The organism is Nocardiopsis sp. FIRDI 009 (assembly GCF_003386285.1).
GTDB lineage: Bacteria > Actinomycetota > Actinomycetes > Streptosporangiales > Streptosporangiaceae > Nocardiopsis.
Genome location: NZ_QPNC01000012.1, coordinates 71,884 through 98,031, shown reverse-complemented (window position 1 = coordinate 98,031; position 26,148 = coordinate 71,884). Strand labels below are relative to the sequence as shown.

Genomic DNA, 26,148 nt, shown 5'->3' with positions numbered 1-26,148 from the left:
GACGGCCGGGCCGCCCGACGGCCTGGGAGCGGCGGGAGGACGGGACGCCGGCGGACCGGGGAGGGTACCGCTCAGCGGCACTGCTCGTCGATGTACCCCTCGAAGTCGGGGAACTCCTCCCGGGCCAGCCGGAGGATCTCCTGCCACGGCCGCCGCGAGTCCGGGGCGTGCCGCTCGGCGATCGCCACCGCGCCGGGATCGACGCCCTCGGGCTCGCCGCCGTCGACGGCCTCCCACGGTCCGATCCCCTGCGCCAGCAGCCACAGGAAGGACGCCAGGTCCGCGGCCATCACCGCGGTCTGCCCCTCCGACCCGAGGAACACCACGGGCTGCTCCGTCAGGGGCCGTCCCTCCCGGGCCAGCCACAGGCCGACGTAGCCGCCCGCGCCCTCCATCCCGAAGAAGCGGAACTCGCCCCCGTCGGCCTCCTGGTTTCCGGTCCACTGGCGGAACCACCACGCGGTCTCGTCGGGGTGCTCGAACTGCTCGTACACCTCGAACTCGGGCGGGTCGGTGGCCGCGATCCGGGCGAGGTCGGCCAGCATCGGGGGGAAGGAGAGGTCGGTCATGGCCGAAAGCTACCGCCCCGTACGGACATCCCGCGGAGGGGCGGTCGGCGCGGGTCACCATAATGACGGAATGAGCGAACACGCGGACCTTCCCGAAGCAGTCGACACCAAGGCCCTCCTCGCCCTCTCCGAGGACCACCACGAACGCACCATGCGCTTCCTGGGCACCCACGAGATCAGCGGCCACCTGGTCAAGGCCTACGCCCTGGAGGCGCCCGGGCGCACCGTGACGGAGGGGGACGAGGACGAGGCGCTGCGGATCGCGGAGGGCCACCTGTCCCTCGGCGAGTCCCGGGGCTCCCTCGGACTGGCCGTCGTCATCGCGCACGCGGGCGGCGACGGCGACTACGTCCTCGTCCACACCTGGATCGAGGGCCACATGTCCGACCTGGCGATCTTCACCGGCCCGGCCGGACGCCCCGAACTGCTCCGGCCGGCGCGCGCGGGTCTGGCCCCCTGCGTCTGGGAGGCCGAGATCCTGGCGCACGAGCGCGACGTGTTCGCCTGGCACGTCCTCGACGGCGAGGGGGACGTGTCCGACCGCCTCACCACGTGGTCGGAGGACGTCATCGAGGGCGCGTCCCGGTGAGCGGCATCGGGTGACCGGGTGGCGGGGCCGCCCGCCAGCCGGTCACCCGCCGTGCCGAGGGGACGGAACACCTCACCGACAGTTCGATACCGGTCGAGACGTAGCGTCCCACGCCCGCAAATAAGGGAATAAGAGAAGCGATGAAAGTCGATTTCCACGGCCTCGATGCGGGACACGCATAACGATTCGTGGAACCGGCTGGAGGATCGAACTACTCTGGCGCCCGAACCGTCATCCACGGAAGGGCTTCAGTCTGATGCGGTCAGAGTGGTCTGAGCACATATCGGAGTCGTACAACTCGCAGATCGAGAAGCTGAAGGACCAGCTGCAGAAGGCCGAGCAACTGCCCGACGGTCTTTACAAGAAGTCCCTCATCGCGCGCCTCCGGAAATCGATCACCCGTATGGGGTACAACTGGAAGCAGTTCGAGTCCGGTGAGCGGCAGAAGGAAGCTGAGGAGCAGCGCAGGAAGGAGGAGGAGAAAAAGGAGAAGGAGAAACAGAAGATCGATGAGCAGAAAAAGGTGATCGAGGGCGAGCAGACGCAGGAGGAGAAGGACAGGGCGGCCGCGGAGGAACAGCGCCTGAAGGAGTTCTGGCAGAGCGTCACCCACCACCAGGCGGCCAACGCGCCGAGCACGGCGGCGCGGAACCAGCGCTACAGCACCAGGCGCGCCACCAGCTTCAACCCCGGGCCGTTCCGGTGGTACCAGCAGTCCCTGGTGATCGAACTCTTCGAGGAGGCCGCCTCGCTGAACACGCGGCGTCGCGGTCGGGCCATCCGCGTCAGCACCGACGGAACGGTGGTCAACAACGCTCTGTTCCGGGGTGGAGACAGCAGGTCCATCACGCCGTACGCCGACAGCATCATGGACCGGTTGGAACACCAGACCGAGATCGTGGACACCGGTGCCATCTTCAGGGGCTACGCACTCTCGATCGAGCAGATCGATCCGCGCGGTTCTGACCACGACGGCCGAGGCGACGGCGCGGCGGGGGTCGCGCAGAAGTCGTCCGACTGGGTGCTGGTGGACTTCTCGCCCACCAGCACCAACCGAGACAAACAGATGACGACGTCCACGAGTCTCGGCCTCAACCTGGGCTTCTTCGGGAACACCGCCACCGGCGGACTCAGCTACAGCTACACGACGGGGACGTCCTGGACGATCAGGGACTACGACCTGGTGAGCACGGGGGGCCGCACCCGGCGGCACACCCCCAATGTGGGGTGGCAGGTGTTCCGCCGCAACGACGAGAAGGCCGCGGACACCGACATCGCCCGTTCCGCGTTCACCCCGAGGTTCGAGGCCGTGTTCAGCCTCAGGTCCGAGGTCGAGCCCGCCCGCTACTCCGCCTTCTCCACGATGGCGACGATCGACTACGACCTCGTGGAGCACCAGAGGATCATGTCCAAGACGGGGGAGTCGCTCGCGGACACACTGGGTTCGCTCACCGGGCTCGGGATCCCCATGCACTACATGCCCAAGGAGGTGGAGGTCCAAAAACGGCTCATTCCGCAGATCTTCATGCAGACCTACGTGGTGGACTGGGACACCGGCCGGGTCTACGTCCTGGGCTCCAACGACTACGGCGGCGGCGTCGATCCGCTGTTGATCAAGCCGGACGTGGCCACGCTCCGCCAAGCCGTCGTCAAGGAGGTGGAGGAGGCGGTCGAGGAGCTGCTCAACTCCCTGGAGGAGCGCAGGATGCCGAAGGAGCTCGTGCGCGGAGACCGGCTTCCCCCCGAGCAGCTCGCCCGTGAGCTGTTCAACCCTCCCCTGCCGCCGCCCGCTCCCGCCCAGCGGCGCACCCGGTTCCAGTACCGCGACCTGTCACCCGTCGGCGTGCGGATGATCGACTCCGGCACCGCGAGCGTGGAGATCTCCGTCCCCGAGGAGCGCATGATCCACTACCCGGACGGGTTCGAGGTGCACTGCTCCCACCTGCGTGACGAGTGGTCGTACGAATGGCTGCCGGGCAAGCGCGCCGTCTTCGTCGAGCACCACGCCCCCGACGCGCCGTACCAGGTGTGGATCTCCCCCAAGGACTACGACGCGGGGACGTGCACGGTCCACGACACGGAGACCGGATCGACCGACCTGGTCAGTGTCCTGGACCTGGGTCTTCCGGAGATTCCGGACGCGGTTCTTCCCCAGACGCCCGGCGGTGTGGAAGCCGCGGGAGCGATGGCCGATCCCCAGCTGCTCGCCTGGCGCGGCGGCTACCGACTGATCGACGCCGCCCACCTCGGTGCCTCCGTGCTCCCCGAGTCCCACGTCTGTCCGATGCCTCCGGGTCTGGAGGGTCTCTCCTTCGGGACGACGCTGACCGCGAACGAAGACGAGTTCTTCGTCCTGTTGGGGAACCGGAACCACAGGTCCTTCGCCCTCGCCACGGTCCGGATCACCCCGGACCAGCCCCAGCTCGCCGATTTCGAGGTGTCCGAGCCATCGCTGGCACGGGCGTACGCGGAGATGGAGACCCTCCTGGCGGGTCCCCTCCGCTCGGTCGGCCGTCTCGGCGAGCTGGAGGGGATCGAGGACCACCTCGTCTTCTTCTCGGACGAGAGCCTGGTCGCGATCCCCGCCACGGAGTGGGAGGGCGTCCTGCGCGAAGAGGACACCGGCCAGATCGGGAATCCGTCTCCGACCCCCTACGCCGATTTCCCGGTGGAACTCCGGTACCCCGTCGTCGCTTACGCGAGCAGTGGGACCAGGCACTACTTCTTCCACAGCCCGTTCGCCGAGGAGTGAGGTGAGGGCACCGGACGTGCCGACGGAGGCAGGAGAACCACGCGTTCGCCCCCACCGCGGGGGTGGGCCGGTCGAGGGGCGGGGAGCCAGGTGACGCAGAACCCGGAAGAAGGCGGACGGCGCCATGAGGAGGTCCGCATCACACTGCCGGGCGGCGGGGTCGAGCACGCCCGGATGCTGGCCCCCGGAATCGCCGTCACACCGAGTTCCTTCAGGTCCGTGGTCGACCGTCTGGGCATACCGGATCCGCAGCGTCCGGAGCGGCCCGCGGGTGAGGACGAGGCGAGCCGTCAACGCCGTATCGATGCCCGGCAGCGCAAACTCGCCAGGACGCCGCCGCGGATCAGGGACTTCACCCGGTACACCGAGACCATGCTCGACACGTTGGGGACTCTGCCGTCGGGCAGGAACCTGAGGGAGGCGGTCGGAGGGCTCGTCCCCATTCCGGGCAACTTCGACCCGCAGAACCCCCCGCTCGGCATCGGTGACTTCTTCGACGGGCTCGGCCGGCTCGACCGGGCGGGCGGTGCCGGGGGACAGTACTTCACGAGGGAGGGGTTTCCCGGGGGCTGGCACGCCGGTCCCGGCCAGGTGCGTGTCCTCGTCTGCGACGGTGGTCCGGACACCCGGGAGGCCCGGATCGCGGCGCTGAGCCCCGAACACGCCAAGGACGGGCGGGGGTCGTGCTGCGTCGTCTCCCTCCCCCACGTGGCGTGGCTGGAGACGGACGGCCAGCTGGAGCACGGGGCCGTGCTCCTCGGCCGTCTGCTCAGCCGGGCGGGGATGGCCCTCTCCGGTCGGTACGACCCGGACCGGATCGTCACCGCCTACGTCAAGGACGGACTGGGCAGCACGGAGAAACAGCAGGCCCCGCTGCACGAGTTCGTCGAACTGGGGAACCCGACCTCCCTGGGAACGGTCCTGGAGGCGGGCGCGAGGGACCGACTGGGCGACAAACCGGTGGTGGACCGGCTCGGTCTGGGCAAGGAGGTCAAAGCCTCGGTCGAAGCCGCGAGGAAGTACTCGGACTTCCTCGAAGAGCACCGGGAGCAACTGTTCCCGCGTGACCGGGAACGCTGGGGGTCCTTCATCGACGACACGGTGGACGCCGACCTCGAACGCCGAAGGGACCTGCTCTCCACCGTCCACGCCTCGGTTCTGACCCGGGAACTGGACAGGGCACTCGGACCGAAATGGATGCTCCGGTCCCCCAACGGTCCGCACCCGCTGAGGGGGAACCTCGCCATCGACCATCTCGTGGGCACGACCGAGGTCAGGAAGACGGATCTGCTCAACCCCCGTCTCCTGCGCGCCACGGGCGGATCCGTCGACGCGACCATCCGCTCCGACCTCGTGTCCAGAAAGGCCCTCACCTATATCAGGGAGGGCCTGCGTGCCCTGCCCGTGCACGAGCTGCGCTCGATGCTCGGCGCCGCCGAGATCCGGGAACTGAAACCGGCCCTCAAAGCCATGTCCCGCCTCCAACGCTACGTGCGGGCCCATCTGGCGGCGGAGTCGATCGCCGACCGGCGGGGGAAACCGGCCAAGCCCAAGCCCGTGAAGGAGAAGGAATGGGAGAGCGACCCCTCACTGACCGTCGGCGAGGCGTGGAAGTACTGCGACAGCCTGCTCAGGCACTTCCGGGCCACCGACTACGTCCAGGGCACGGACATGCTGCAGAGGCGGCTTGAGGTCCACCGCGCGCTGTCCAAGGTCGCCGTCGGGCTGCTGATGGTCGCGAAGGGCGGTCTGCACGTGACGTTGACCCCGGTGCAGATCGCGGTTGGTGCCGGTTCCTCGTTCGTCGGCGCCGCCGTGCGGGCCTTCGAACAGCCCGGGATGGCCACGGCGGAGGCCGCGGGCACCGCCGCGGTCGAGGTGGCGAGTGGCGTCGCCGCGGTGCGCCGACAGGCGGAGGGGCTGGCGGGGGCGATGTCGACGCTGCTGCTCCTGGGGATGGACGAGTTCGAGTTCCTCGGCGACCTCTACGAGAGGACACGCACGGATCTCGCGTCGAAGACGACGGCCCCGCCCACCCTGTACCGGAGCGCCCTCATCGACCTCCTCCACGAGCGCCCGGAAAGGATCACCGCGGACGTGTGGAACGAGGGGGCGTCGGGTGACGGTGGGGCGTCGCGGGAGCTCGGGACGCCCCCTCGGCGTGATCGGGGGCCTACCTGGCTGGAGAGGTTCTGGAGACTGCCGATGGAACTCCTTCCACCCCTTCCCCCCGAATCGCGGGGGTTCCCTCCCGGTGGACCGCGGGAGTTCGGGGAATGACGCGTTCCGGGGCGTGCGCCGGATCTCCGGGTGGGAGGAGGGCGCTCCCGTGGGCTCCGATCGCGGCGGCGCCGCCCTGAACGCCCTGGACGGCAGGGATGGCCGCGCTGAGGATCAGGCGAGGGTGACGCGCGTGCCGCCCTCGGCCAGCACGTCGAGCACCTCGGCGAACAGGTCGTAGGGCCTACCGTCCGGTGCCAGGACCCGGGACAGGTGCTCGCGCGCGGTCGCTGAGTCCCGCCAGAGCAGGGTCGCGGGGGCGGTGTGGCCGAAGGCGCCGCGCAGACAGTCGTCGAGGGCGTCCAGGCAGCCGCCGAAGTAACCCCCGGGCCCGTCCACCGCCTCGCCGAGCGCCAGGTGGAGCCCCGGTTCGTCGGTGACGTACCGGCCGTCGAGTCCCCGGGCACGTCCGGCGGCCCGGCGAACCACCGCTCCCAGAGAGGACGGGCGTGCTCGGGAACGGGGGCGAACGACGCCCCGACGAGCGCCAGGTCGATCAGTCCACTCCCGTGGGCGTGCGGCCACCAGTCGCGGACCCGGGTCCACAGCAGCCGTTCGGTGAGCGGCTCGCCCAGGTCGTCCCGTACCTCCAGGGCGGCCTCCTCCAGGTCCAGCGCCCGCCGGGTGCCCTGCGCCAACGCCGCCCGCAACCGATCGCTCGGATCGAGTCCCCGCAGGACGAGCGGGGACGCCGCCCGCTCGGGCGGCAGGACGCGGGCGAACTCCCGGCAGGAGCCCAGCCACCGGCGCTGGTCGTGCACCCGGACGGCGCCCCGGTACCCCTCGGGCGGCCCCTCGTGGTCGTCCAGGCCGGTGAGCACGAGACCGTCCGTCCCGGGGTGCGGCCCGAGGCTCTCCACGTCCTCCAGCGGCCAGGGGCCGAGCGCCTCGTCCTCCGGCACCAGCCACACCCGGGTACCGACCCAGCCGCGCGCCCCAGCGCCCTCCGGAACCCAGCCGAACAGTTCGTACGTCCCGCGCCCGGGGTCCCCGAACAGCCCGTCCACCTCCGCGCACACGCCCCAGACGTGGCCGTGCTCCGTCTCCGTCAGCGTGTACCGCCCGTGTCGGCGGCGTTCCCCGTTCCCGTGCACGACGGGAATCATGCCGGACCGGTCCGGCACGCCAGCGGTGGGGCGTGCGTTCGAGGGCGTCCCGGGGCTCGCTCCTCGCCACGACCGCCCCCGCGGACACCCCCGCCTCCGGCCTTCCCTCCGCTCCGTGACCGTTCCCCGGGCAATCCGGCCACGGTGTCCGCTCCGAATCCCCCACACCCCATGAGAGGACGAGCGGAGAGGACGCATGGTCACCGACCAGAACACATCCGTCCGCAGACGGGTCGCGGTCATCGGCGCGGGCGTCGCCGGGCTGACGGCGGCGCACGTGCTGCGCCACGACTTCCGGGTCACGCTGCTGGAGGCGGACGACCGCCTGGGCGGGCACGCGCACACGCACCGGGTCGGCCCCGCCCCGGGGACCTGGGTCGACAGCGGCTTCATCGTGCACAACCGACGCACCTACCCCCGGCTGCTGCGTCTGTTCGACGAACTCGGCGTGCCCACCCGGGCCACCGAGATGAGCATGTCGGTCAGCTGCGACGGCTGCGGCCTGGAGTACGCGGGCGCGCGCGGTCCGCTCGCCCTGCTGCCCGGCCGGTCCGGGCGCGGCCCCGCCTTCGCGCACATGCTCACCGAGATCCCCCGCTTCCACCGCGCCGCCCGGCGCGTCCTGGGCGTGCGGCACCGCGTCGGCCTCCGGGAGCCCACCCTCGGCGACTTCGTCCGCGCCCACCGCTTCCGCCCCCACTTCGTCGCCCACTTCCTGCTGCCGCTGGTGTCGGCGGTCTGGTCGTGCCCGTCGGGCACCGCGCTGGACTACCCCGCCCGCTACCTCTTCGCCTTCCTCGCCAACCACGGCATGCTCAGCGTGTGGGGCTCGCCCGAGTGGCGCACGGTCGCGGGAGGCTCACGCGTCTACGTCGAGCGGGTGGCGAAGAACCTGCACAGCGTCCGCACCGGGGCACGGGTCACCTCCCTGGCGCGGACCCGCAGCGGGGTCCGCCTGCGGGTGGACGACCAGGAGGAGCACTACGACGCGGCGGTCGTCGCCACCCACGCCGACCAGGCCCTGGAGCTGTTGGAGGAGCCGACCCGCGCCGAGCGCGAGGTGCTCGGCGCCTTCCGCTACTCCCGCAACCGCACCCTGCTGCACACCGACACCTCCGTGCTCCCGCGCGACCGCGGAACCTGGTCGAGCTGGAACCACCGGCTGGCCTCGTGCGACCCCGACGAGGACCCGGCGCGCGTCAGCTACCACATGAACCGGCTTCAGCGCCTGGACGGCGGGGAGCAGTACCTCGTCACGCTCAACGACGACGGCGCGGTCAAGCCCGACGCCGTCCTCGCCGAGATGGACTACGCCCACCCCGTCTACACTCCGGAGTCCGTCGCCGCGCAGCGCCGACTGGGCGAGCTGAACGACGGCCTGGTGGCCTTCGCGGGCGCCCACCACGGGTGGGGGTTCCACGAGGACGGGTGCCGGTCGGGCGTCCTGGCGGCCGCGAGCCTGGGGGTGCGCTGGTGAGCACGGTCCCGGTCCCGGCGCTGTACCGGGCCACCGTCCGCCACGTACGCGCCGATCCGGTGCGCAACGCCTTCGCGTACGGCACCTACTACTGGCTCGTCGACCTCGACGACCTTCCCCGGCCGCGGTGGCCCCTGCGGCTGTGGTGCGACTTCCGCGCCGCCGACCACGGCACCGGCACCGCGCCCACGCTCCGCGCCGACCTCGACGCCTTCCTCGCCGGACACGGCGTCGACCTGGACGGCGGCCGGGTCCTGATGCTCGCCCACGCGCGGGTGCTCGGCCACGTCTTCAACCCGCTCACCGTCCACTGGTGCCACGGCCGCGACGGTTCCCTCCGGTGCGTGGTCGCCGAGGTCCACAACACCTACGGAGAGCGCCACCGCTACCTCCTGGAGACCGACGCACGGGGCCGCGCGGAGGCGGACAAGGTCTTCCACGTCTCCCCCTTCAACCGGGTCGAGGGCCGCTACCGCCTCAGCCTCCCGCCCCCGGGGCGGCGGCTCGCCCTCACCGTCGCCCTGCACCGCGAGGGGCGGCCCCCCTTCACCGCCTCCGTCCACGGCGCGCACCGGCCCGCGACCGCCGCGACGCTGGCGCGGCTGGCCCTGCGCCACCCCGTCGCGCCCCTGACCGACGCGCTGCGGATCAGGGCCCAGGGGATCGGCCTCTACCTCCGAGGTCTCCCGATCCAGCCCCGCGAGCCCCGCGTGTCCGACGACCACGCACCCCACGAAGCACCCCACGAACAGGCAGGCCGCACACGATGAACACGATCGACACACCGCAGACCCCCACCGTGGACGCCCGGCGCTGGCCCGACGTGGCCAGGGTCCCCGCGGCCGGGGCGCGCGCCCGCCTGGCCCGCCTCCTGACCAGACGGGTGGCCGAGCGGTTCGGCGTCCACGTGCGGGTCGGCGACGGCGAGCCCACCGGTCCCGGCGAGGCCCCCGTCCTCCTCCTGCGCGCCCCGGACGCCTTCCACCGCCGACTGGCCGCCGGCGGGCTCATCGGCCTCGGCGAGTCCTACATGGCGGGCGAATGGGACTCCCCCGACCTGGTCGGGCTGCTCACCGCGCTCGCGCGCGTCTACGAGGACCTCGTGCCGCGCCCGCTCCAACCGCTCCGGCACATCGCGCTTCCCCGGAGACCGGCCTCGGAGCGCAACACGCGCAGCGGAGCCAGACGGCACGTCAGCCACCACTACGACCTGTCGAACGACCTGTTCGCCACCTTCCTCGACCCGACCATGACCTACTCCAGCGCCCTGTTCGCCCCCGACGAGCCGCGCACCCGCGCCACGCTCGCCGGGGCCCAGGGACGCAAGATCGACCGCCTCCTGGACGGGGCCGGGGTCACGTCCGGCACGGAGCTGCTGGAGATCGGCACCGGGTGGGGCGAACTCGCCCTGCGCGCGGCCCGCCGCGGCGCGCGCGTCACCTCGGTCACGCTCTCGGCCGAACAGCGCGACCTGGCCCGCGAACGCGTCGCCGCCGCCGGTCTGTCCGACCTGGTCACCGTGGACCTGTGCGACTACCGGGACGTCACCGGCGACTACGACGCGGTGGTCAGCGTGGAGATGATCGAGGCCGTCGGCGACCTCTACTGGCCCGTCTACTTCACCGCGCTCGGCCGCCTGACGCGCCCCGGCGGGCGGGTCGGACTCCAGAGCATCACCATGGGGCACGCCATGATGCGCGCCTCGCGCGGCTCCTACACCTGGATGCACAAGTACGTCTTCCCGGGCGGGCTGATCCCCTCGGCGACGGTGATCGAGCGGGAGCTGAAGGAGCGCACCGAACTGGAGATCGTCGACCGGACGGCGTTCGGCGGCCACTACGCCGACACCCTGCGCCTGTGGCGCGAGTCCTTCGGGGGCGCGGCGGACCGGGTCGCCGCCCTCGGTTTCGACGACGTCTTCCGCCGCATGTGGACCTTCTACCTCTCCTACTGCGAGGCGGGCTTCCGGGCGGGGATGATCGACGTGGAGCAGTTCGTCATGGAGCGGAGGGGGTGACGGCCGTGGCCGCCCTCGGCGCGAACCTGGCCGCCGCCGCGGTCGCCCTGCTGGCCCTGGTCCTGGTCGCCTTCGCCGTCGGCAGGAGGGTGGGGCGGCACAGCGTCATCGACGTGGCGTGGGGGATCGGCTTCGTCGTGGTCGCGGGGATCAGCGCCGCGCTGGCCACCGCCGACCCCGCCCGCGCCTGGCTGCTGTTCGCCCTCACGGCAGTGTGGGGCGTCCGGCTCGCCGTCCACATCGGTACGCGCGCCCTCGGCCACGGGGAGGACCCCCGCTACGACCGCCTCCTGTCCCGTGCGCCGGGAAGCCGCGACGCCTACGCCCTGCGGATGGTGTACCTGCTCCAGGGCGGGCTGATCTGGCTGATCTCCCTTCCGGTCCAGGTGTCCGCGCACGTGTCGTCGCAGCTCGGCCCGGTCGCGTTCGCCGGGGCGGCCCTGTGGCTGTTCGGGTTCGGCTTCGAGGCGGTCGGTGACGCCCAGCTGCGCCGCTTCAAGGCCGATCCGGCCAACCGGGGTCGGATCATGGACCGGGGGCTGTGGGCGTGGACCCGCCACCCCAACTACTTCGGGGACGCCTGCGTGTGGTGGGGGCTGTTCCTGGTCGCCTGCGGCTCCTGGTGGGTGCTGCTGACGCTGCCCTCCCTCGCGGTGATGACCTACCTGCTCACCCGCGGATCGGGCCAGCGCCTGCTGGACGAGTACATGTCGGATCGGCCCGGGTGGGCCGACTACGCCGACCGCACCAGCGCGTTCCTGCCCCGGCCGCCCCGGCGGGGGTGACCGCCGGGCCCCGGCCGTCCCCCGACCGGGTGGGGCGCGGAGCGCGGCTCCGCGCCCCGAGGTCACCGCTCCCGGGGCGTCGTCGCGACCACCGGGGAGCGCTGGCGGCCCAGGGGGGAGCAGCCGAGCTCCACCACGTCGCCGGGGGAGAGGTAGACCGGGGGCTCGGACCCCATCCCGGTACCGGCCGGTGTCCCGGTGCAGATCAGGTCACCGGGCTCCAGCACCATGAAGTGGCTGAGGTAGTGGACGAGGTGGGCGGGTCCGAACACCAGGTCCTTGGTGGAACCGCGCTGCCGCGCCGTCCCGTTGACGTCCAGCCACAGGTCCAGGCCGTGGACGTCGTCGATCTCGTCCCGGGTGGCCAGGACGGGGCCGCACGGGGTGAACGTGGGCGCCGACTTGCCCTTGACCCACTGCCCCCCGCGGTCGAACTGGAGGGCGCGCTCGGAGACGTCGTTGACGAGCGTGTACCCGGCGATCGCCTCCTCGGCCGCCCGCTCGTCGGGCAGGTACGAGGCGCGGCGCCCGACGACGACGCCGAGTTCGACCTCCCAGTCGGTCCTGGTCGACCCCGGCGGGAGGACGAGCGGGTCGTTCGGGCCGTTCAGGGTGTTGGGCGCCTTCGTGGTGAGGACCGGTTCGGCGGGCAGGGGCTGGCCGGTGGCCGCCGCGTGGTCGGTGTAGTTCAACCCGACGCACAGGATCTGGTGGGGTCGGGCGATCGGCGGCCCGACCCTGACCCCCTCCAGGGGTCGGGCGGCTCCGGCGGCCACCCGTTCGGCGACCGCGGAGGACAGGGACGCGGCCGCCACCGACTCCAGGAAGCGGCCGTCGACGTCGCCGACCAGATCGGAGACGTCCACGTAGCGGTCCTCGCCGACGCGTACGGCCGGGGCCTCCGCGCCGACGGGGCCGATGCGCATGAGATACATGGGGACTCCTCGTCGCGGGGGCGGTCACATGTCGCGGAGGTGGGACTCGACGGAGGCGACCTTGCCGTCGAGCGCGCCCTCGGCCCCGGTGCGGATGTCGGCCTTGAGGACCAGCGTGGTCCGGGAGGCGCCCTCCCCGGCCGCCTCCACCGCGCGCCTGACGACGTCCATGACCTCGTCCCACTCGCCCTCCACGGTGGTGAACATCGCGTCGGTGCGGTTGGGCAGCCCGCTGTCGCGGACCACCTTCACCGCCCTGGCGACGGCCTCCCCCACGGACTCCCCCGCGCCGAGGGGGCTCACTGAGAATGCGACGAGCATCGGTACTCCTTGTGGCTGTGTCGGTGTGGCTGTGTCGGTCGCGTCAGGCGACCAGGGCCGCGAGCGGAAGGGTGAGCAGGGACAGCACGCTCGTGACCACGACCGAGGCCGCCGCCTGCTGCGCCCCGGAGTCCTTCTGCTGGGCCAGGACGTAGGCGGTCGCGGCGTTGGGCAGCCCGCACATCACCACCGTGGTGAACGCCCACACCGCGGGCATCGGGAAGACCCACGTGACCAGGGCGACCGCGATGAGCGGCATGATCGCGAGCTTGACCAGGACCGTGCAGCTCAGTTCGCCCGCGGCCACGCTGCCCTCCCGCAGCGCGGACACCGCGCGGCGCAGGGTGAGGCCGACCGCGAACAGGGCTCCGGGCGCCGCCGCCCCGGCGAGCATGCCCACCGTGTCCTCGGCCGGTCCGGGCAGGCTCAGCCCGAACACGGCGAAGAGCAACCCGGCGACCACGGAGAGGCTGACCGGGTTGAGGACGACGCTGCGGAAGATGGCGCGTCCGGTGCCCCCGGCGGGGGAGGGGGCGGCCACGGCGCCCCCGGGACGGTCCGCCGCGGCGCCCCGGGGGCGGCCGGCTCCCACGGGCACGGCCCGGGCCACGCGGGTGCGCTGGACCGCCAGGGTCACACTCAGGGGGTAGAGGACCATGAAGAACATGTTGTGCAGCAGCTGGCCCAGCGCCACCGGCAGCGCCGCCTGCGCCCCCACGGCGGTGACCAGGAGCGGGACGCCCAGGTAGGCGACGTTTCCGTACCCGGCGAGCATCGACGTCGTCAGCGCCCGGGTGACCGGACGCCGGAACAGGGCCGTGCCGACGACCAGACCGATCCCCGCCCCCAGGACCAGGACGGTGAGGTTGGCGGCGATGAAGGTCCAGGAGATCCCCTCGGACAGGCCGGAGTCGGCGACCGCCGAGAACAGCAGGGCGGGGAGCGCGATGTAGAAGACGAAGTCGTTGACGGCCTTCTGCGCGTTCCCCTGGAACGGGGTGGAGTAGCTGGCGAGGTAGCCGATGAGGACGATGGCGAACAGGGGGATCATCGTCGTGAGCAGTGGGGCGAATCCCATTGCGGGCGGACCTCTCGGAGGTAGGCGGTGGGCGGTGCGCCCGGTGCCCGTCGGTCGGCGGACACCGGGAGCGGCGCGTGGACGGGGTCGGCCGCGCGCCGCCGGGGGACTCAGGCCAGGGGCGCCTGGTCGGGGGCGCGGAGCTGGAGGACGTCCAGCGCGGCGTTGTGCACCGCGTCGAGCCGGACGATGTCGGTGTAGAAGGCGTGCACCTCGCGCAGCAGCGCGTCGAACCGCTCCCGCTTGGCCGGGTAGAGGGTGTCCTCCATGTGTTCGGTGAGGCGGTCGGCGACCTGTCGCACGAACTCCTCGTCCCGGATGAGGCGGTCGGGGAACCCGGCGTTCTCCAGCACCTGGGCGACGGTGGTCGGGAAGGTGCCGATGGGGTTGAGGAAGTAGTCGACCGGACGGCTGACCCCGAGGTAGTCCGGGACGTTGACGATCCCGGCGTTCTCGTTGCGCACGAGCATGCCGCTGACCGGACGGTAGACGTTCGGCAGCACCATGAACACCTCCTCGGCGAGGGCCGCGGCGCGGGACAGCTTCTCCGTGTCCAGTTCGGTCCCGGCGACGGTGATCCCCCGCTCGGCGAAGATCTGGCTCATCACCTCCAGGTTGGCGAGCCCAGCGCGGTTGCCGAACCCGGCCACCCCGCCCTCGATCATCTGGAAGCCGTGGAAGACCGAGGAGAGAGAGTTGGCCAGGCCGAGCCCTCTGTCGTCGTGGGAGTGCAGGTAGAAGGTGATGTCGGGGTTGTCCCGGACGAGGTTCGAGGCGAGGACGGCGGTCGCCTCCGGGTAGAGGGTGCCGATGGAGTCGTTCACCCGGACCAGGCTGATCCCCAGCGCCCGGACGCGGGCGATCTGCTCGTTGATGAACGCGTAGCGGTCCTCGTCGATCTCGTGGGAGAAGGCGTTGAGGATGCTGGCGCGGAAGGAGCCGACCCCGATCGAGGTGAGGTGCTCGTGGGCGCGTTCGAGCAGTTTCTCGTCCTGGCGGTGCTCCACCATCCCCAGGCTGACCTGGATCTTGGCCAGGTAGTCGCGCGGGATGACCTTCAGCGCCTCGCTCAGGGGCTCCCACGTCTTCAGCGTCAGGTTGAAGACGAATCTGGTGTCCCCCGGGATCCGGCCCAGCAGGTGCTGCGCGTCCAGGCAGCGGAGGAGGAAACGGGGCTCGGTGAGTCCGGAGCCGAGGTCGATGTCGCGCAGCCCTCCCGCGGCGAGGGCCTCGATCAGCTGGAGCTTGCGGTCGTCGTCGGCGCCGTAGAGGGCTCGTTCGCCGCCTTCGCGCATGGTCTCGTCGGAGATCCCGGAGATTTCGAAGTCGGTGTAGCGGGGGGTGTGGCCGTAGGGCATGGAGAGCGGCAATTCTACTCCCTTGAATATCTTCGACTCGACGTTTTCGGTGAAGCTATTGCAAGTGGTGCGCGTTTTTCCCGGTCGGGCTCCGAGACCGGTGGCTGGGTGGCACGGAATTGCTCGGCATTTTGTGCCACGGGCATGTTAACCATGCCGTCGCTCAGCCTTCCACAGTGATGTGAGTCACAGGCAGATTTCTGCTGGTTGTCAAGGGTCTTCTGGGAAAAATTCACCCAGGGTCGCCATGAAGTTTCTGAGAGTGAGTGTCGTGCTCCGATGGGAAGGGGATTGCTGGTGTGTAAGGGGAGTGAGTGGCTGCTGTCCGAATATCGTGGTCGCTTCGGTGGCCGTCTCCCCTTTCCCGGCCTCCCCTCGGGGGCTGTCGGCGCGGTCGCGTCCGAGGTGGGCTCCGGACGTTCTCTCGTCCCGGGATTCGGGGGTGAAACGGACGGACGAATGCTCGTCCGGGGTGCCCGTGAAGGCGGATTTCGCGGCCCCGAATCCCTTTTCGGGGAGGTCGGCGCGCCCGCTGCTGCACGAGGGGCGGCGGGCGGGTCCGACGCCACGCGGAAAACCGGTTGGCCCGGCGGCGTGTGCGTGGTTGGATTCCGGGCATGGTGCCCTCGGACGTCTTCCACGATCAGCCCACCCTCCGCGGGGAGCGGGTCCGGCTCGAACCCCTCGACGAGCGGACGGGCGAACACCTCGTCCCGGTCCTCGTCGACCTGGACCCCGAGGTGCGCCGCCTGACCGGCACCCACGCGAGGTTCACCGAGCGGCAGGTCCGCGAGTGGGCCCGCGCGTGCGCCGCCCGCTCCGACCGCGCCGACTGGGTGATCCTGCGGAACGAGGACGACCGCTGCGTCGGCGACTGCGCGCTCATGGACCTCGACGCCGACAACGGCGGCGTGGACTACCGCATCGCCCTCAACGACGTGTCCCTCACCGGCCGGGGCTACGGCACCGAGGCCACCGACCTCGTCCTGGAGTACGCCTTCACCGTGGCGGGCCTGCACCGGGTGGCGCTCCAGGTGTTCGACTTCAACACGGGCGCCCAGAAGTCCTACGCCCGCTCCGGCTTCGTCCGCGAGGGCGTCTGGCGCGACCACCTGTACTGGGACGGCGAGTGGCACGACGCGGTCCTCATGTCGATCCTCGCCCACGAGTACGCCGACCGCCGCGCCGCCGTCCGCTGACACCCGGTCGCGGAGGCCCCACCGATAGGCTGCCGAGCATGCCCGTCCCGGACTTCATCCTGGAACTGCGCCGCCACGTCGGCCACGGACTCCTACCGCTCACCGGGGTGACGGCGGTGGTCCTCGCCGACGGACACGTGCTCCTGCACCAGCGCTCCGAGGACGGCCGCTGGTGCACCCCCGGCGGCATCCTCGAACCGGGCGAACAGCCCGCCGCGACCGCCGTCCGCGAGGCGTGGGAGGAGACCGGCCTGATCGTCGAGGTCGAGCGGATGACCAGCGTCGTCGCCCAGGAACCCTACACCTACCCCAACGGCGACGTCGTGCAGATGCTCGACATCGCCTTCCGCTGCCGCCACGTCGGCGGCGCACCGGACGCCTCCGGGGACGAGTCGATGGACGTGCGGTGGTTCCCCCTGGACGACCTGCCGGAGATGCCCCCGCGCATCCTGGACCGGATCGCCTGGGCCCGCGAGGACCGGGCCGAGCCCTACTTCCGCCTCTGACCCGCCCGCTCCCGGGGTCATCCCGTCGCGCCGCCGGGGAGGCCGGGGCGGGAGGAACGCTCCCATGACCACACCCGGCGCCGTCGTCCGCCGCCGACCGCGCGGAGGCCGGCGCCGACACGGTGGTCCTCCAGCCGGCCGCCGACGAGCCGGACCCCGAGGGCTTCGCGCGGTTCGCGGCCGGGGAGGTCGGATCCCTCGTCCGCCGCCGATGATTCTCCATATGCGGTGATTTCTGGGTCCGGTGTGCCCCTCGGGCTGAACAAATCCCGTAATTCGAGCGGTGTTCGAATTTTCCTTTCTTTGGGTTCGGTGTGTCCCATTCTTGCGGCGCGTGTTCGTTCCTCGCTTTCCGGCGATTTCGGGTTACGGTTGTCGCGCCCGATGTCGAGGGCATTCCGTGTGAGAAGAGGAAAGGGAGCGATGATGGTGGGAGCTCTCAGGAAGCTGGTGAGCGGGCTCGCGGTGGCGGTCGCGGCCGTGTCCGCCACCGCGGCGCCGGCGGCGAGCGCGGAGTCCGCGCAGCCCACGTGTCCCCGGGTCCTCGGGACGCTCTGCGCGTTCACCGAGACCGACGGGCAGGGGAGTTTTCGGTTGTTGGTCAAGGGCAAGGGCGTCATCGAACCGCCGGTCCGGAGCGCGGTGAACCACGACTCCGTGCCCTGGTGCGTCTTCGGGGAGCGTCGCTTCGACGGCGAGCGTGTGCAGTTGGATTCCTTCGAGTACGACGCGGATTTCGGCTTCGACGCCTTCTCCGCTCGCCGGGGTCGCTGCTAGCGATCTCTGGTCGCTCACCGGTGAGAAACGCGCGACCGCCCTTCCCCCGGACTGCGGGAAGGGCGGTCGCCTGTGTCGATCTAGCGCCACCTGCGGCGCATCGTCCAGTGGTCGGAGGACACGTCGCGGGTGATGTCGATGATGTTGGGCTCGCCGGACTCCGACTCCGCCGAGACTCGCAGCAGGTGCGTCTGCGTGGCGGGGGCGCCGGGCCGCTCCGGACGGGCGGGCCAGTCGCCGATGATCCTGCGCACCCGGAAGGTGTGGCCGCGCCACGTGAACCGGGCGGGGTGTCCGCCACGGGTGGAGCGGACGTCGATCCGTTCGTTCAGAAGACTCACGTGTTCAGTTTATCGAACATGTGTTCGAGAGAGTCAAACCCGTCGGGAAGCCGTCCGAGCACCGGACGAGCCCGCCGCGCCGAGGGGAGCCCGGCCGTTCCGCCCTCGGACCGGGCGCGGTCACAGGAACACCCGGCCGCGCCTCCTCCGGTCCCGCAGCGCCGCCATCCGCCGCGTGTTGCTCGGGCGCCGGGTCAGCAGGTGGTACAGCAGCAGCGACCCGCCGCGGTCCGTCCGCGCCCGGTCCGCCATCTCGCCCATGTTCACCCGCGGGTACAGGTCGGGGCCGGCCGCGAGGAACCGGACGGCGTGCGCGCCCTCCGGGTGGTGCGTGTAGGCGTGGTTGTCGGCGGTGTACTCCATGCTCCGGGCCAGCGCCGCGCCCAGCCCCGGCACCAGGTCCGCGCCCAGCGTCGCCACCCTCCGCCAGAACGACGTGTGCCCGGCGACCACGTGCCCGATCTGGTGGGCCACGAGGAACGCCAGCACGTCCGGATCGCGTGGCCGCCCGTCGGGGCCGAACAGTTCCCACGGCAGGACGAGGTACCGCCGCAGGCCGTGCGCGGCGGCGTCCGGGGCGGTCCGGCCGCGCGTCGGCCGGACGTAGACCTCAGGGGGCCGGGCCAGCCCCATCGCGGAGGACAGCGTCACCACCGACCGGTAGGTCTCGGGGAACTGCGTCGGTGAGATCTTCACCGACTCCGCGCGCTCGCGGGCGTACCGCAGGCCCCGCAGCGTCCAGCACGCGGCGGGTACCGAGGCCGCCGCGGCCGCCGCCCAGGTCCACGCCCCCGTCGCCGTCCACAGGGTGTGGGCGGCGGCCGCGAGCAGCGCCGTCCCCACGAGTACGCACACCACCAGCAGCGGTGTCTCCCACGGGTGCGCCCTGGCCACGAGTTCCTCGTCGGGCCCCTCGGCCCCGTGTCCGCACATCCCGGCCGCCCGCACGCCGCCCGCGCACGCGTGCGCGAACCCCGACGCCACCGACGGCGAGCAGTACGGCGCCCCGTGGGACGTACGGGCGGGCGTGCCGCCACCCCGGGGTGTCGCGTGTGGCATCCCGCCTCCCCTCGGGCCGCGGATCCGTGCACAGCGGAAGCTCGCTACTCCCTGTAACCGAATATTACTTTTAGCTGACCTGGGTATGGGGTTGCCGGGGGACGGCGTGTCCGGTCGCGCTCGGAGGCTCAGCGCCCCTCGTACCGCCGGAGTTCCTCGGCGAGGATGTCCAGGAACCGGTCCACCTGCGCCGGGTCGTACCCCGGTCGGGCGCGGGTCGTGGCGAACTGGACCCGCTCCACCTCGGCGGAGGTGAGCGTGGCCCGCTCCGGGTGGCCCTGCTGGAGGACGTCCATCGTGAACTCGGCCCGGTCCAGGAAGTCGTCGACCTCCTGCTCGTTGTAGCCCGTGGTCAACCGGGTCGTGGCGAACTGCTGCTCTCTGATGCGGGCGGCGGTGAGCCGTGGCCGGTGCTCACGCCGGTCCCCCTCGAGGGCGGTCGGCCCGTGCCCGCCGCGGTCGTGCGCCGCGCCGGGGGAGGGGCGGTCCGGCAGCGGCGGCGGTCCGCTGGGGCCGCCGAGCCCGCGTCCGGCCAGGTCCGCGGCGACGATGTCGAGGAAGTCGTCCACCTCGTCCTCCCGGTACCCGGGGCTCAACCGGGTGGTCCGGAACCGTGCGTTGCGCACGTCGTCGGCGGTCAGCAACGGACCGTTCCGAGGACCGCCCTCCAGGGCCACCAGGGTGGCCTCGATCCGGTCGAGGAGGTCGTCGACGTCCCCCTCGTGGTACCCCGGGCGCAGACGCACCGTGTGGAACTTCTTGTTGCGGATGTCCGCCGGTGTCAGAGGCATGGTCCCCATTGTGCAGTTCAGGAGGTTCTCAGGGGGTTATCCCCGGCCGTTCCGTGATTCGGCGGCGGCGAGGGCGTCCGTGAGCCGCTGGAGGTAGGCGTCCACCTGCGCGCGGGCGTAACCGCGCAGGACGACGTCGAACTCGGGGCGGGGATCGGCGGACACCATGCCCGCATTATGCCGAGGCGCCCGGACCCGCGCCAGGGGTAGGCGGCCGGTGGCGGACGCCGTCGGACGCTCAGCCGCGCAGGAGGTACACGGCCAGTCCGCGGGCGATCGCGTCCGCCGCCCCCTCCTGCCAGGCGGGGTCGCCGAGGAGTGCGGCGTCCCGGGGGTTGCGCAGGTTCCCGGCCTCCAGGAAGACCTTGGGGACGTCGGACATGTTCAGCCCGCCGAGGTCCGTCCGCACGTCCAGGCCCTCGTCGGCGAGGTAGTCGGCGTAGGGCATGCCGGTGCCGTCCCGGTACTCGCGGCGCAGGTCCTCGGCCAGCAGGCGGGACGGCTCCACGATGTCGTCGGTGAAGTCGGGGACCTCGCCCGGCGTGATCACGTGGAACCCGCGCCCGGACTCCGGTCCGCCGTCGGCGTGGATGGACACGGCCGCGTCCGCGTCGACCTCGTTGCCGATCCGCGCCCGCTCGTCGATGCAGGGTCCGACGCTCTCGTCGTCGTCCCGGGTGAGGACGACCGTGGCGCCGTCGGCCTCCAGGCGGTCGCGCACGAGCAGGGACAGCTCCCAGTTGAACTCGTGCTCCGCGTAGCCGTCAGCGGTCTGTGAGCCCACCGTGTCGCAGGACTTCTCCCCGGGACCCGCGGGCACCCGGGCGTTGATCTCGTCGGGTGCCTCCGCGTTGCCGCCGTTGTGTCCTGGGTCGATGACGACCACCCGGCCGTCCAGCGGGCCTCCGACCGCCGGTGCGTCCTCGGGGCGCCGGTCGTCGTCGGCGCCGTTCCCGTCGCCGGTACCCGTGGCGCCGTCCTCCTTCTGGGGAGCGGGAAGCGGGGGAGCGGCGGTCGGATCGGCGTCCGACGCGGCGTCGGAGACGGCGGAGCAGGCGGTGGTGAGGAGCAGGGCCAGGGCGGTCAGGGGCAGTGCGGGGTGGTGTCGGCCGAGGGGGCGCGGCGACGTGGGGACGGGCATGCCCCACAACGTAGCGGCTCAGCGGGGTGCGGGAACCCGGAGGCGGGGGTCGGAAAGCCCGGCGCGAAGGCGGTTCACGAGCGATGCGCTCATTGTTGGGACGCGTGTCACGGCGTCAGGTTTACACGTGTCACAAAGAATCTGAAAAAATGATGGGAATGGTTACGTAGGGTGCAGAAGCGTTTGATGTGACCATTTTGTAATGCCTTTTCGTGTGAATCAGACTATTCGGTCGAAGTATGCTCGCGGTGAAGGAACGGGACGTGGTCCCCGTCCGGGTGGCTCGTGTCCGCGCATGTCGAAGCCGCCGCGACCCCCTGTTCCTGTGGAGGTGCCCCTGGCTCTGGGCCGCCTCCCGTCCCCCATACGCACCTGGTTCCGTTTCGCGTTCCGGCCCGCCTCTGCACGGCGGCCGAACGCGCGGCCAGGCCAGCCCGACAGTGCGGGTTGGGACGATCCGAAGAGGATTGACTTGAAGAACACTGCCCGTTTCTCGGCGCGCCGTGTCATGCAGGCCGGTGCCACCTTCGCCGCCCTCGGCGCGCTCACCGTCGCCACCGCCGTTCCCGCGAACGCCGGCGTCTACCAGTACGGCTGGGCCGGTGCCAACGTCGCCGGCAACTGGGACAGCTGGGCCTCGTCCACCGACGTCACCATGCACGAGTCGTCGGACAGCGACAGCTTCAGCGTCGCGGTGGACGACTACCTGACGATCGACGCCGAGACCAGCGCCAGCGTCAACGCCCAGGGTGCGACGGCCACGACCGTGGTGAACAGCGCCCGTCTCCAGGTCACCACCGACGACCTCGACGCCATCCTGGAGGAGGCCGAGGAGTCCGACGACGAGGACGACGAGGAGACCGACGAGCCCTCCGAGGAGCCCTCCAGCACCCCGTCCGAGGGTGGGACCGACACCGAGGGTGACGGCGAGACCGACTCCGACGGTTCCGAGGGTGAGGGCTCGGAGGGTGACGACGCCGAGGGTGACGGCTCCGACGACTCCGAGGGCTCCGAGGGGTCGGAGGGTGACGGGGAGGCTCCGTCGCCGTCGCCGACCGCCGAGCCCGGCGAGGGTGACGGGGCCTCCGACGAGTCCGCCTCGGACGACGAGGAGGCCGAGGAGTCCGCTCCGGAGGCGGAGCAGACCCAGGAGCCGGAGGCCGCCGGGGCGGACGAGGTGGTCACGCTCGACGAGACCAACTCCGAGCTCACCGACGGCGGTGACGAGGTCGTCCTCGACGTCACGATCTCCGGGATGACCATCACCACCACCCAGACCTGGGGCGGCGAAGTCTCCCGCTCCTTCGAGCCGGGTTCCGTCAGCGAGAGCGTCAACCTGCTCGACGCCGAGGTCGACATCTTCTCCGACGAGGGTGTGGACGAGATGACGGACGAGGGCGTGGTCTGGAGCGACGCCTACACCGTCGGCCTGGTCACCTTCACGGTGCCCGAGGTCGCCTACGCCACCTACCCCCTGGGCGTGACCTACGCCAGCGTCACCGACGAGATGTACGAGGGTGGCGAGGGCGACGGCGGCCAGGACGGCGACGGCAACGGCGGCCAGGACGGTTCGGGTGACGAGGGCGACGACAAGAACCCGCCCGCCGAGCGTGAGAAGCCCGAGCCCAAGCCCGAGCAGCAGCGCAGCGTCGAGCCGCTGGCCCAGACCGGTTCTCCGGTCGTCGGCCTGATCGCGGCCGGTGCCGCGGTCGCCGCCGGTGGTGGCCTGGCCGCGTTCTTCGCGCGCCGTAAGAAGACCGCGACCGCCGCCGCCGACGAGTCCAGCGAGGGCTGATCGGAGCGGCCAGAGCCGAGCGGGAGCCGGATCGGTTGATCCGGGTCCGAGGGCCCCGGGGGCGTCGCCCCCGGGGCCCTTCGCGTCGCGGGCGTCGGCGGTGCGGAACTTCCCGCGCGCGCCCGCCGTTGTCCGGTCGTCGAGGAAGCGAGGATGACGGGATGCCGTATCCGGTGCGGTGGAAGGGACACGTGACCGGGCCCACCGAACGGGTGGCTCCGGCACGGCGCGTGGTCCGGTGCCGCCCCTGGTACGGTCGGCCCCCGGCCGAGCCGACCCCGTCCCCCGTTCCCCCCACCCGGCCGACCGGCCCCCACCCACCACCGCCCGGGCGGTGGCCCCGGGAAGGCGCCGGAACCGGCATCCCCCTGAGACGACAGGAGTGTCGTGGTGACTCCCCCCAAGTTGACCGCCCGCCGACTCCTCGGCGCCGGTGCCCTGTTCGCCGGGCTGGGCGTGTTCGGTGCCGCGTTCGCCACCCCCGTGAGCGCGGACGCGCTCGTCTGGGGCACCGCCCAGGCGAGGGTGGCCGACGGCGACCTCCTCGCCGCGCACGCGACGGCCACCAGCTTCGGTGACGACATAGAGGACACCGCCGCCGCCGGGGTCCTGCTGGGTCCCCTCGCCGACTACGCGGTGGTCACCGGTGAGGCGGGCGCGTCCATCGACGCCGACGGCGCCCACGCCACGACCACCGTGGAGTCGGCGACCGTCCGCCTGGGCGCGGCCGACCTCGTCGATCTCGGGTTGGTCGAGCCCCCGGAGGGGTGGGCGCCGGTGAGCACCGCCGCCGCCCCCGAGGCGGACGCCGCCGACGGCTCCGACCCGACGGGTGGCCCGGACGTCGCGACCTCCCCCTCCGCCCCCGCGGCCACACCCACCGCGGCCGACCCCACCGCGGACTCCTCGGACGCCTCCTCCGGCCCCCCGGACCGGTCCCTGGGCGGGGACGGGCCAGCACCGGACACCGGGTCCCCGACCACCGGAACGGAGCCGTCCGCGAGCCCCTCGGCGGCTGGTGACGGCACGGTGCGCCTGGACGAGAGCGACGCCGAACCCCGGTCCGGCGCGGCCGACACGATCGGTTTCCGCCTCTCCGACGTGGTCTCGACCGCCTCAGCCGGGTTCGACGGCCGCACCGAGGCGTCCTTGGAGTACGGGAGCCTGAGCGCCTCCGGCGTCGAACTGGAGGAGGTGGAGGACGCCGAGAACGGCTACGTGGTCGACGATCGTGTCGCCTTCCTGGCCCCTGACGGCTCCGTGATCGACGAGGTCGTGGTCAGGGTCGGCATCGCGGTCAACGAGGCCGTCTTCGAGGACGAGGACGAGGACTGGGACGGCCGGGGAGTCCGGTCGTGGCTGACCGTGTGGGTGCAGGTCGGCGAGGAGGACGGCGACCGCCTGGTCGTGGACTTCGCCGAGGCGCGGGTCCTGGGGTCCACCTACGACACGGACGCCTCCCCCACCCCGGGGGACGGGGACCCCACGGCGAGCCCCGGTCCGACCCCCACGCCCGATGCCTCCCCGACCCCCACGCCCAAGCCCACCCGGACCGAGGACCCGTCCGAGCGCCGGTTGGCGACGACGGGCGGTTCGCTGGCCGCGCTCGTGGTCGCGGCGGTGGTCGCCGTCGGCGGCGGTACGACCGCGACCTTCCTCGCCCGGAAACGGACCACGGCGATGGACGACCGGATCGAGGACTGACCGGGGAACCCGGGACACGGGGCGGCCGCGGCGGAGCACCGCCGGGCCGCCCCGTCTCACACCCGGACCCGCTCCGGCTCGACGCGCTCCGGCCGCACGCCGATGCCGACGAGACGGCCCGTCACGCGGCTCAGCGCCGGGAACCACCGGAAGAGGCGTACGAACGCGGGAACGCGCGCTCCGTCGTTCCCGAGGGGCACGTTGAGCACCCTGTGCCCGTCCGGGCGGAACAGCCGACGCCCGATCACGATCTGGAGCGCCTGGGTGATGCGGGTCGGCCACATCCGCCGCGCCTGGACACGGGCCAGGTCGCCCTCCTCCACCGTGCCCTCCGCCAGCCGCGGACCCACGATGTTGGCGGTGGCGACGGCGTCCTGCACCGCCAGGTTGACCCCCACCCCGCCCGCGGGCGACATCGCGTGCGCGCTGTCGCCGATGCACAGCAGCCCCGGCCGGTACCAGCGGCGCAGCCGGTCGACCCGGACCGCGAGGTGGTGCACGTCGTCCCAGGAGGCGATCTCCTCCACCCGGTCCGCCAGGTCGGGGGCGAGCTCGGTGATCCCCTCCCACAGGGCGGTCAGCCCCTCGCGGCGCACGTCCGCGAACCCGCCGGGGCGGATCAGGTAGGCCAACTGCCAGTAGTCGCCCCGGTCGATGGACACGAGACCGCGACCGCTCGCGGTGAAGAAGGGGATGGAGTCGGTGGGTCTGCGGGACACGCGCAGCCACAGGACGTCCATCGGCGGCGCGTAGGTGACGGGGGCGAGCCCGGCCTGCTCGCGGAGGGCCGAGTGCCGACCGTCGGCGGTGACCACGAGGTCGGCGGAGATCTCCAGTTCGCCGTCCTCGCCCGAGGCGCGCACGCCGGTGACCCTGTCCTCGGACATCACGAGTTCAGTCCCCGACGTGGACATCAGCAGCCGGAAGGACGGGAACCGGCGGCCCTTCTCGGCGAGGAAGTCGAGGAAGTCCCACTGGGGCATGAACGCCACGTAGGGGTGGTGCACGGGCAGCCGCCGGAAGTCGGCGAAGGTGACCGGCCGCCCCTGGAGGTCGATGCTGATCCGGTCCAGGCGCGCGTGGGGGAGGCGGTGGAACTCCTCGTCCCAGCCGAGCTGGTACATCAGCTCCTGGGTGGAGGGGTGGATGGTGTCGCCGCGGAAGTCGCGCAGGAAGTCGGCGTGCTTCTCCAGGACGGTCACGTCCACGCCCTGCCGGGCGAGCAGGAGGCCGAGGGTCATCCCCGCCGGGCCGCCGCCGACGACACAGCACCGGGTGCTCAGTTCGCGCATGTTCGTCGCTCCTCACCAAGGGTGATACCCGTTGGCCGGAGCCGGGAACGAGCCCGCTGAGGAGTTCGGTGGGAGGGTGACGGGGTGGGGGTTGGTGCGGCCGGAGGCCGTCGGTTGAGGGTGGTGGAGGGTGACGGGGTGGGGGTTGGTGCGGCCGGAGGCCGTCGGTTGAGGGTGGTGGAGGGTGACGGGCGGGCCCGTCCCTGGGAAACCCGCCCGTCGCCTGTGTCAGTGTCAGTAGCCGGAGCCTGTCCGACCGTTCCCCCCGGAATCGGC

Annotated in this window: 24 protein-coding genes; 12 read left to right on the top strand and 12 right to left on the bottom strand. The window is 71.9% G+C overall.

The features are described 5' to 3' along the window. Window positions 1-71 precede the first annotated feature (71 nt). Window positions 72-569, bottom strand: a complete 498-nt coding sequence (locus tag DVR05_RS10835; protein ID WP_116245722.1) for an SMI1/KNR4 family protein — start codon at window positions 567-569, stop codon at window positions 72-74. Window positions 570-639: 70 nt separating this feature from the next. On the opposite strand from DVR05_RS10835, the gene DVR05_RS10830 reads away from it, so the two are divergent. The 3 genes from DVR05_RS10830 to DVR05_RS10820 all read left to right on the top strand — a co-directional run bounded on the left by DVR05_RS10830 (window position 640) and on the right by DVR05_RS10820 (window position 6,190). Beyond that, complete coding sequence (locus DVR05_RS10830; protein WP_116245721.1) at window positions 640-1,158, top strand: hypothetical protein; 519 nt, start codon at window positions 640-642, stop codon at window positions 1,156-1,158. Between the two features lie 256 nt (window positions 1,159-1,414). Next, window positions 1,415-3,910 carry a hypothetical protein gene (locus DVR05_RS10825; RefSeq protein ID WP_116245720.1) on the top strand — a complete coding sequence of 832 codons (2,496 nt, stop codon included), beginning with the start codon at window positions 1,415-1,417 and terminating at the stop codon, window positions 3,908-3,910. 90 nt (window positions 3,911-4,000) lie between these two features. Next, the gene (locus tag DVR05_RS10820) at window positions 4,001-6,190 is read left to right on the top strand and encodes a hypothetical protein (RefSeq protein ID WP_116245719.1); all 2,190 of its coding nucleotides are present in this window, start codon (window positions 4,001-4,003) and stop codon (window positions 6,188-6,190) included. 114 nt (window positions 6,191-6,304) lie between these two features. Here DVR05_RS10820 and DVR05_RS27005 read toward each other — a convergent pair whose 3' ends face one another. Further along, on the bottom strand, window positions 6,305-6,619 hold the full coding sequence (locus DVR05_RS27005) for a barstar family protein (RefSeq protein ID WP_198659130.1): 315 nt from the start codon (window positions 6,617-6,619) through the stop codon (window positions 6,305-6,307). 873 nt (window positions 6,620-7,492) lie between these two features. Here DVR05_RS27005 and DVR05_RS10810 point away from each other — a divergent pair. From DVR05_RS10810 to DVR05_RS10795, 4 genes are read left to right on the top strand one after another with little or no spacing between them, the layout of a single operon-like run. Further along, a complete protein-coding gene (locus DVR05_RS10810; RefSeq protein ID WP_116245718.1) occupies window positions 7,493-8,773 on the top strand; it encodes an NAD(P)/FAD-dependent oxidoreductase in 1,281 nt (426 codons plus the stop codon). Next, window positions 8,770-9,543, top strand: a complete 774-nt coding sequence (locus DVR05_RS10805) for a DUF1365 domain-containing protein (protein ID WP_232832076.1) — start codon at window positions 8,770-8,772, stop codon at window positions 9,541-9,543. The genes DVR05_RS10810 and DVR05_RS10805 overlap by 4 nt, the downstream gene beginning before the upstream one ends. Further along, on the top strand, window positions 9,540-10,790 hold the full coding sequence (locus tag DVR05_RS10800) for a cyclopropane-fatty-acyl-phospholipid synthase family protein (protein ID WP_116245716.1): 1,251 nt from the start codon (window positions 9,540-9,542) through the stop codon (window positions 10,788-10,790). The genes DVR05_RS10805 and DVR05_RS10800 overlap by 4 nt, the downstream gene beginning before the upstream one ends. Beyond that, the gene (locus tag DVR05_RS10795) at window positions 10,787-11,575 is read left to right on the top strand and encodes a DUF1295 domain-containing protein (protein WP_116245715.1); all 789 of its coding nucleotides are present in this window, start codon (window positions 10,787-10,789) and stop codon (window positions 11,573-11,575) included. Before DVR05_RS10800 ends, DVR05_RS10795 begins: the two co-directional genes overlap by 4 nt. A gap of 62 nt (window positions 11,576-11,637) precedes the next feature. On the opposite strand, the gene DVR05_RS10790 is transcribed toward DVR05_RS10795, so the two are convergent. The 4 genes from DVR05_RS10790 to DVR05_RS10775 form a co-directional block, all read right to left on the bottom strand. Continuing rightward, entirely contained in the window at window positions 11,638-12,510 is an 873-nt protein-coding gene (locus tag DVR05_RS10790) for a fumarylacetoacetate hydrolase family protein (protein WP_116245714.1), read from the bottom strand. A 24-nt stretch (window positions 12,511-12,534) separates the two neighbouring features. After that, window positions 12,535-12,831 (bottom strand): MTH1187 family thiamine-binding protein, encoded by a 297-nt coding sequence (locus tag DVR05_RS10785; RefSeq protein ID WP_116245713.1) that lies wholly within the window; start codon window positions 12,829-12,831, stop codon window positions 12,535-12,537. Between the two features lie 43 nt (window positions 12,832-12,874). Further along, window positions 12,875-13,909 carry an AEC family transporter gene (locus DVR05_RS10780; protein ID WP_116245712.1) on the bottom strand — a complete coding sequence of 345 codons (1,035 nt, stop codon included), beginning with the start codon at window positions 13,907-13,909 and terminating at the stop codon, window positions 12,875-12,877. A gap of 110 nt (window positions 13,910-14,019) precedes the next feature. After that, entirely contained in the window at window positions 14,020-15,267 is a 1,248-nt protein-coding gene (locus DVR05_RS10775; RefSeq protein ID WP_198659129.1) for a hypothetical protein, read from the bottom strand. A 617-nt stretch (window positions 15,268-15,884) separates the two neighbouring features. Here DVR05_RS10775 and DVR05_RS10770 point away from each other — a divergent pair. The 3 genes from DVR05_RS10770 to DVR05_RS10760 all read left to right on the top strand — a co-directional run bounded on the left by DVR05_RS10770 (window position 15,885) and on the right by DVR05_RS10760 (window position 17,749). Continuing rightward, window positions 15,885-16,466 carry a GNAT family N-acetyltransferase gene (locus tag DVR05_RS10770; RefSeq protein WP_116245711.1) on the top strand — a complete coding sequence of 194 codons (582 nt, stop codon included), beginning with the start codon at window positions 15,885-15,887 and terminating at the stop codon, window positions 16,464-16,466. Between the two features lie 38 nt (window positions 16,467-16,504). Beyond that, complete coding sequence (locus DVR05_RS10765; protein WP_116245710.1) at window positions 16,505-16,972, top strand: NUDIX domain-containing protein; 468 nt, start codon at window positions 16,505-16,507, stop codon at window positions 16,970-16,972. Window positions 16,973-17,395: 423 nt separating this feature from the next. Then, on the top strand, window positions 17,396-17,749 hold the full coding sequence (locus tag DVR05_RS10760) for a peptidase inhibitor family I36 protein (RefSeq protein ID WP_116245709.1): 354 nt from the start codon (window positions 17,396-17,398) through the stop codon (window positions 17,747-17,749). An 80-nt stretch (window positions 17,750-17,829) separates the two neighbouring features. Here the strand turns inward: DVR05_RS10760 and DVR05_RS10755 are convergent, their stop codons facing one another. The 5 genes from DVR05_RS10755 to DVR05_RS10735 all read right to left on the bottom strand — a co-directional run bounded on the left by DVR05_RS10755 (window position 17,830) and on the right by DVR05_RS10735 (window position 21,081). Next, window positions 17,830-18,090, bottom strand: a complete 261-nt coding sequence (locus DVR05_RS10755; protein ID WP_116245708.1) for a DUF6504 family protein — start codon at window positions 18,088-18,090, stop codon at window positions 17,830-17,832. 120 nt (window positions 18,091-18,210) lie between these two features. Then, window positions 18,211-19,149 carry a peptidase M48 gene (locus DVR05_RS10750; RefSeq protein ID WP_369974519.1) on the bottom strand — a complete coding sequence of 313 codons (939 nt, stop codon included), beginning with the start codon at window positions 19,147-19,149 and terminating at the stop codon, window positions 18,211-18,213. A gap of 128 nt (window positions 19,150-19,277) precedes the next feature. After that, entirely contained in the window at window positions 19,278-19,949 is a 672-nt protein-coding gene (locus tag DVR05_RS10745) for a DivIVA domain-containing protein (protein ID WP_116245707.1), read from the bottom strand. 27 nt (window positions 19,950-19,976) lie between these two features. After that, window positions 19,977-20,108, bottom strand: a complete 132-nt coding sequence (locus DVR05_RS10740) for a DivIVA domain-containing protein (RefSeq protein WP_116245706.1) — start codon at window positions 20,106-20,108, stop codon at window positions 19,977-19,979. 70 nt (window positions 20,109-20,178) lie between these two features. Next, on the bottom strand, window positions 20,179-21,081 hold the full coding sequence (locus DVR05_RS10735) for an N-acetylmuramoyl-L-alanine amidase (RefSeq protein WP_116245705.1): 903 nt from the start codon (window positions 21,079-21,081) through the stop codon (window positions 20,179-20,181). A gap of 472 nt (window positions 21,082-21,553) precedes the next feature. On the opposite strand from DVR05_RS10735, the gene DVR05_RS10730 reads away from it, so the two are divergent. Next, window positions 21,554-22,876 carry an LPXTG cell wall anchor domain-containing protein gene (locus tag DVR05_RS10730; RefSeq protein WP_116245704.1) on the top strand — a complete coding sequence of 441 codons (1,323 nt, stop codon included), beginning with the start codon at window positions 21,554-21,556 and terminating at the stop codon, window positions 22,874-22,876. A 390-nt stretch (window positions 22,877-23,266) separates the two neighbouring features. Further along, the gene (locus tag DVR05_RS10725; protein WP_232832075.1) at window positions 23,267-24,580 is read left to right on the top strand and encodes a hypothetical protein; all 1,314 of its coding nucleotides are present in this window, start codon (window positions 23,267-23,269) and stop codon (window positions 24,578-24,580) included. Between the two features lie 56 nt (window positions 24,581-24,636). Here the strand turns inward: DVR05_RS10725 and DVR05_RS10720 are convergent, their stop codons facing one another. Beyond that, complete coding sequence (locus DVR05_RS10720; protein WP_116245702.1) at window positions 24,637-25,872, bottom strand: FAD-dependent oxidoreductase; 1,236 nt, start codon at window positions 25,870-25,872, stop codon at window positions 24,637-24,639. Between the last annotated feature and the right edge of the window lie 276 nt (window positions 25,873-26,148).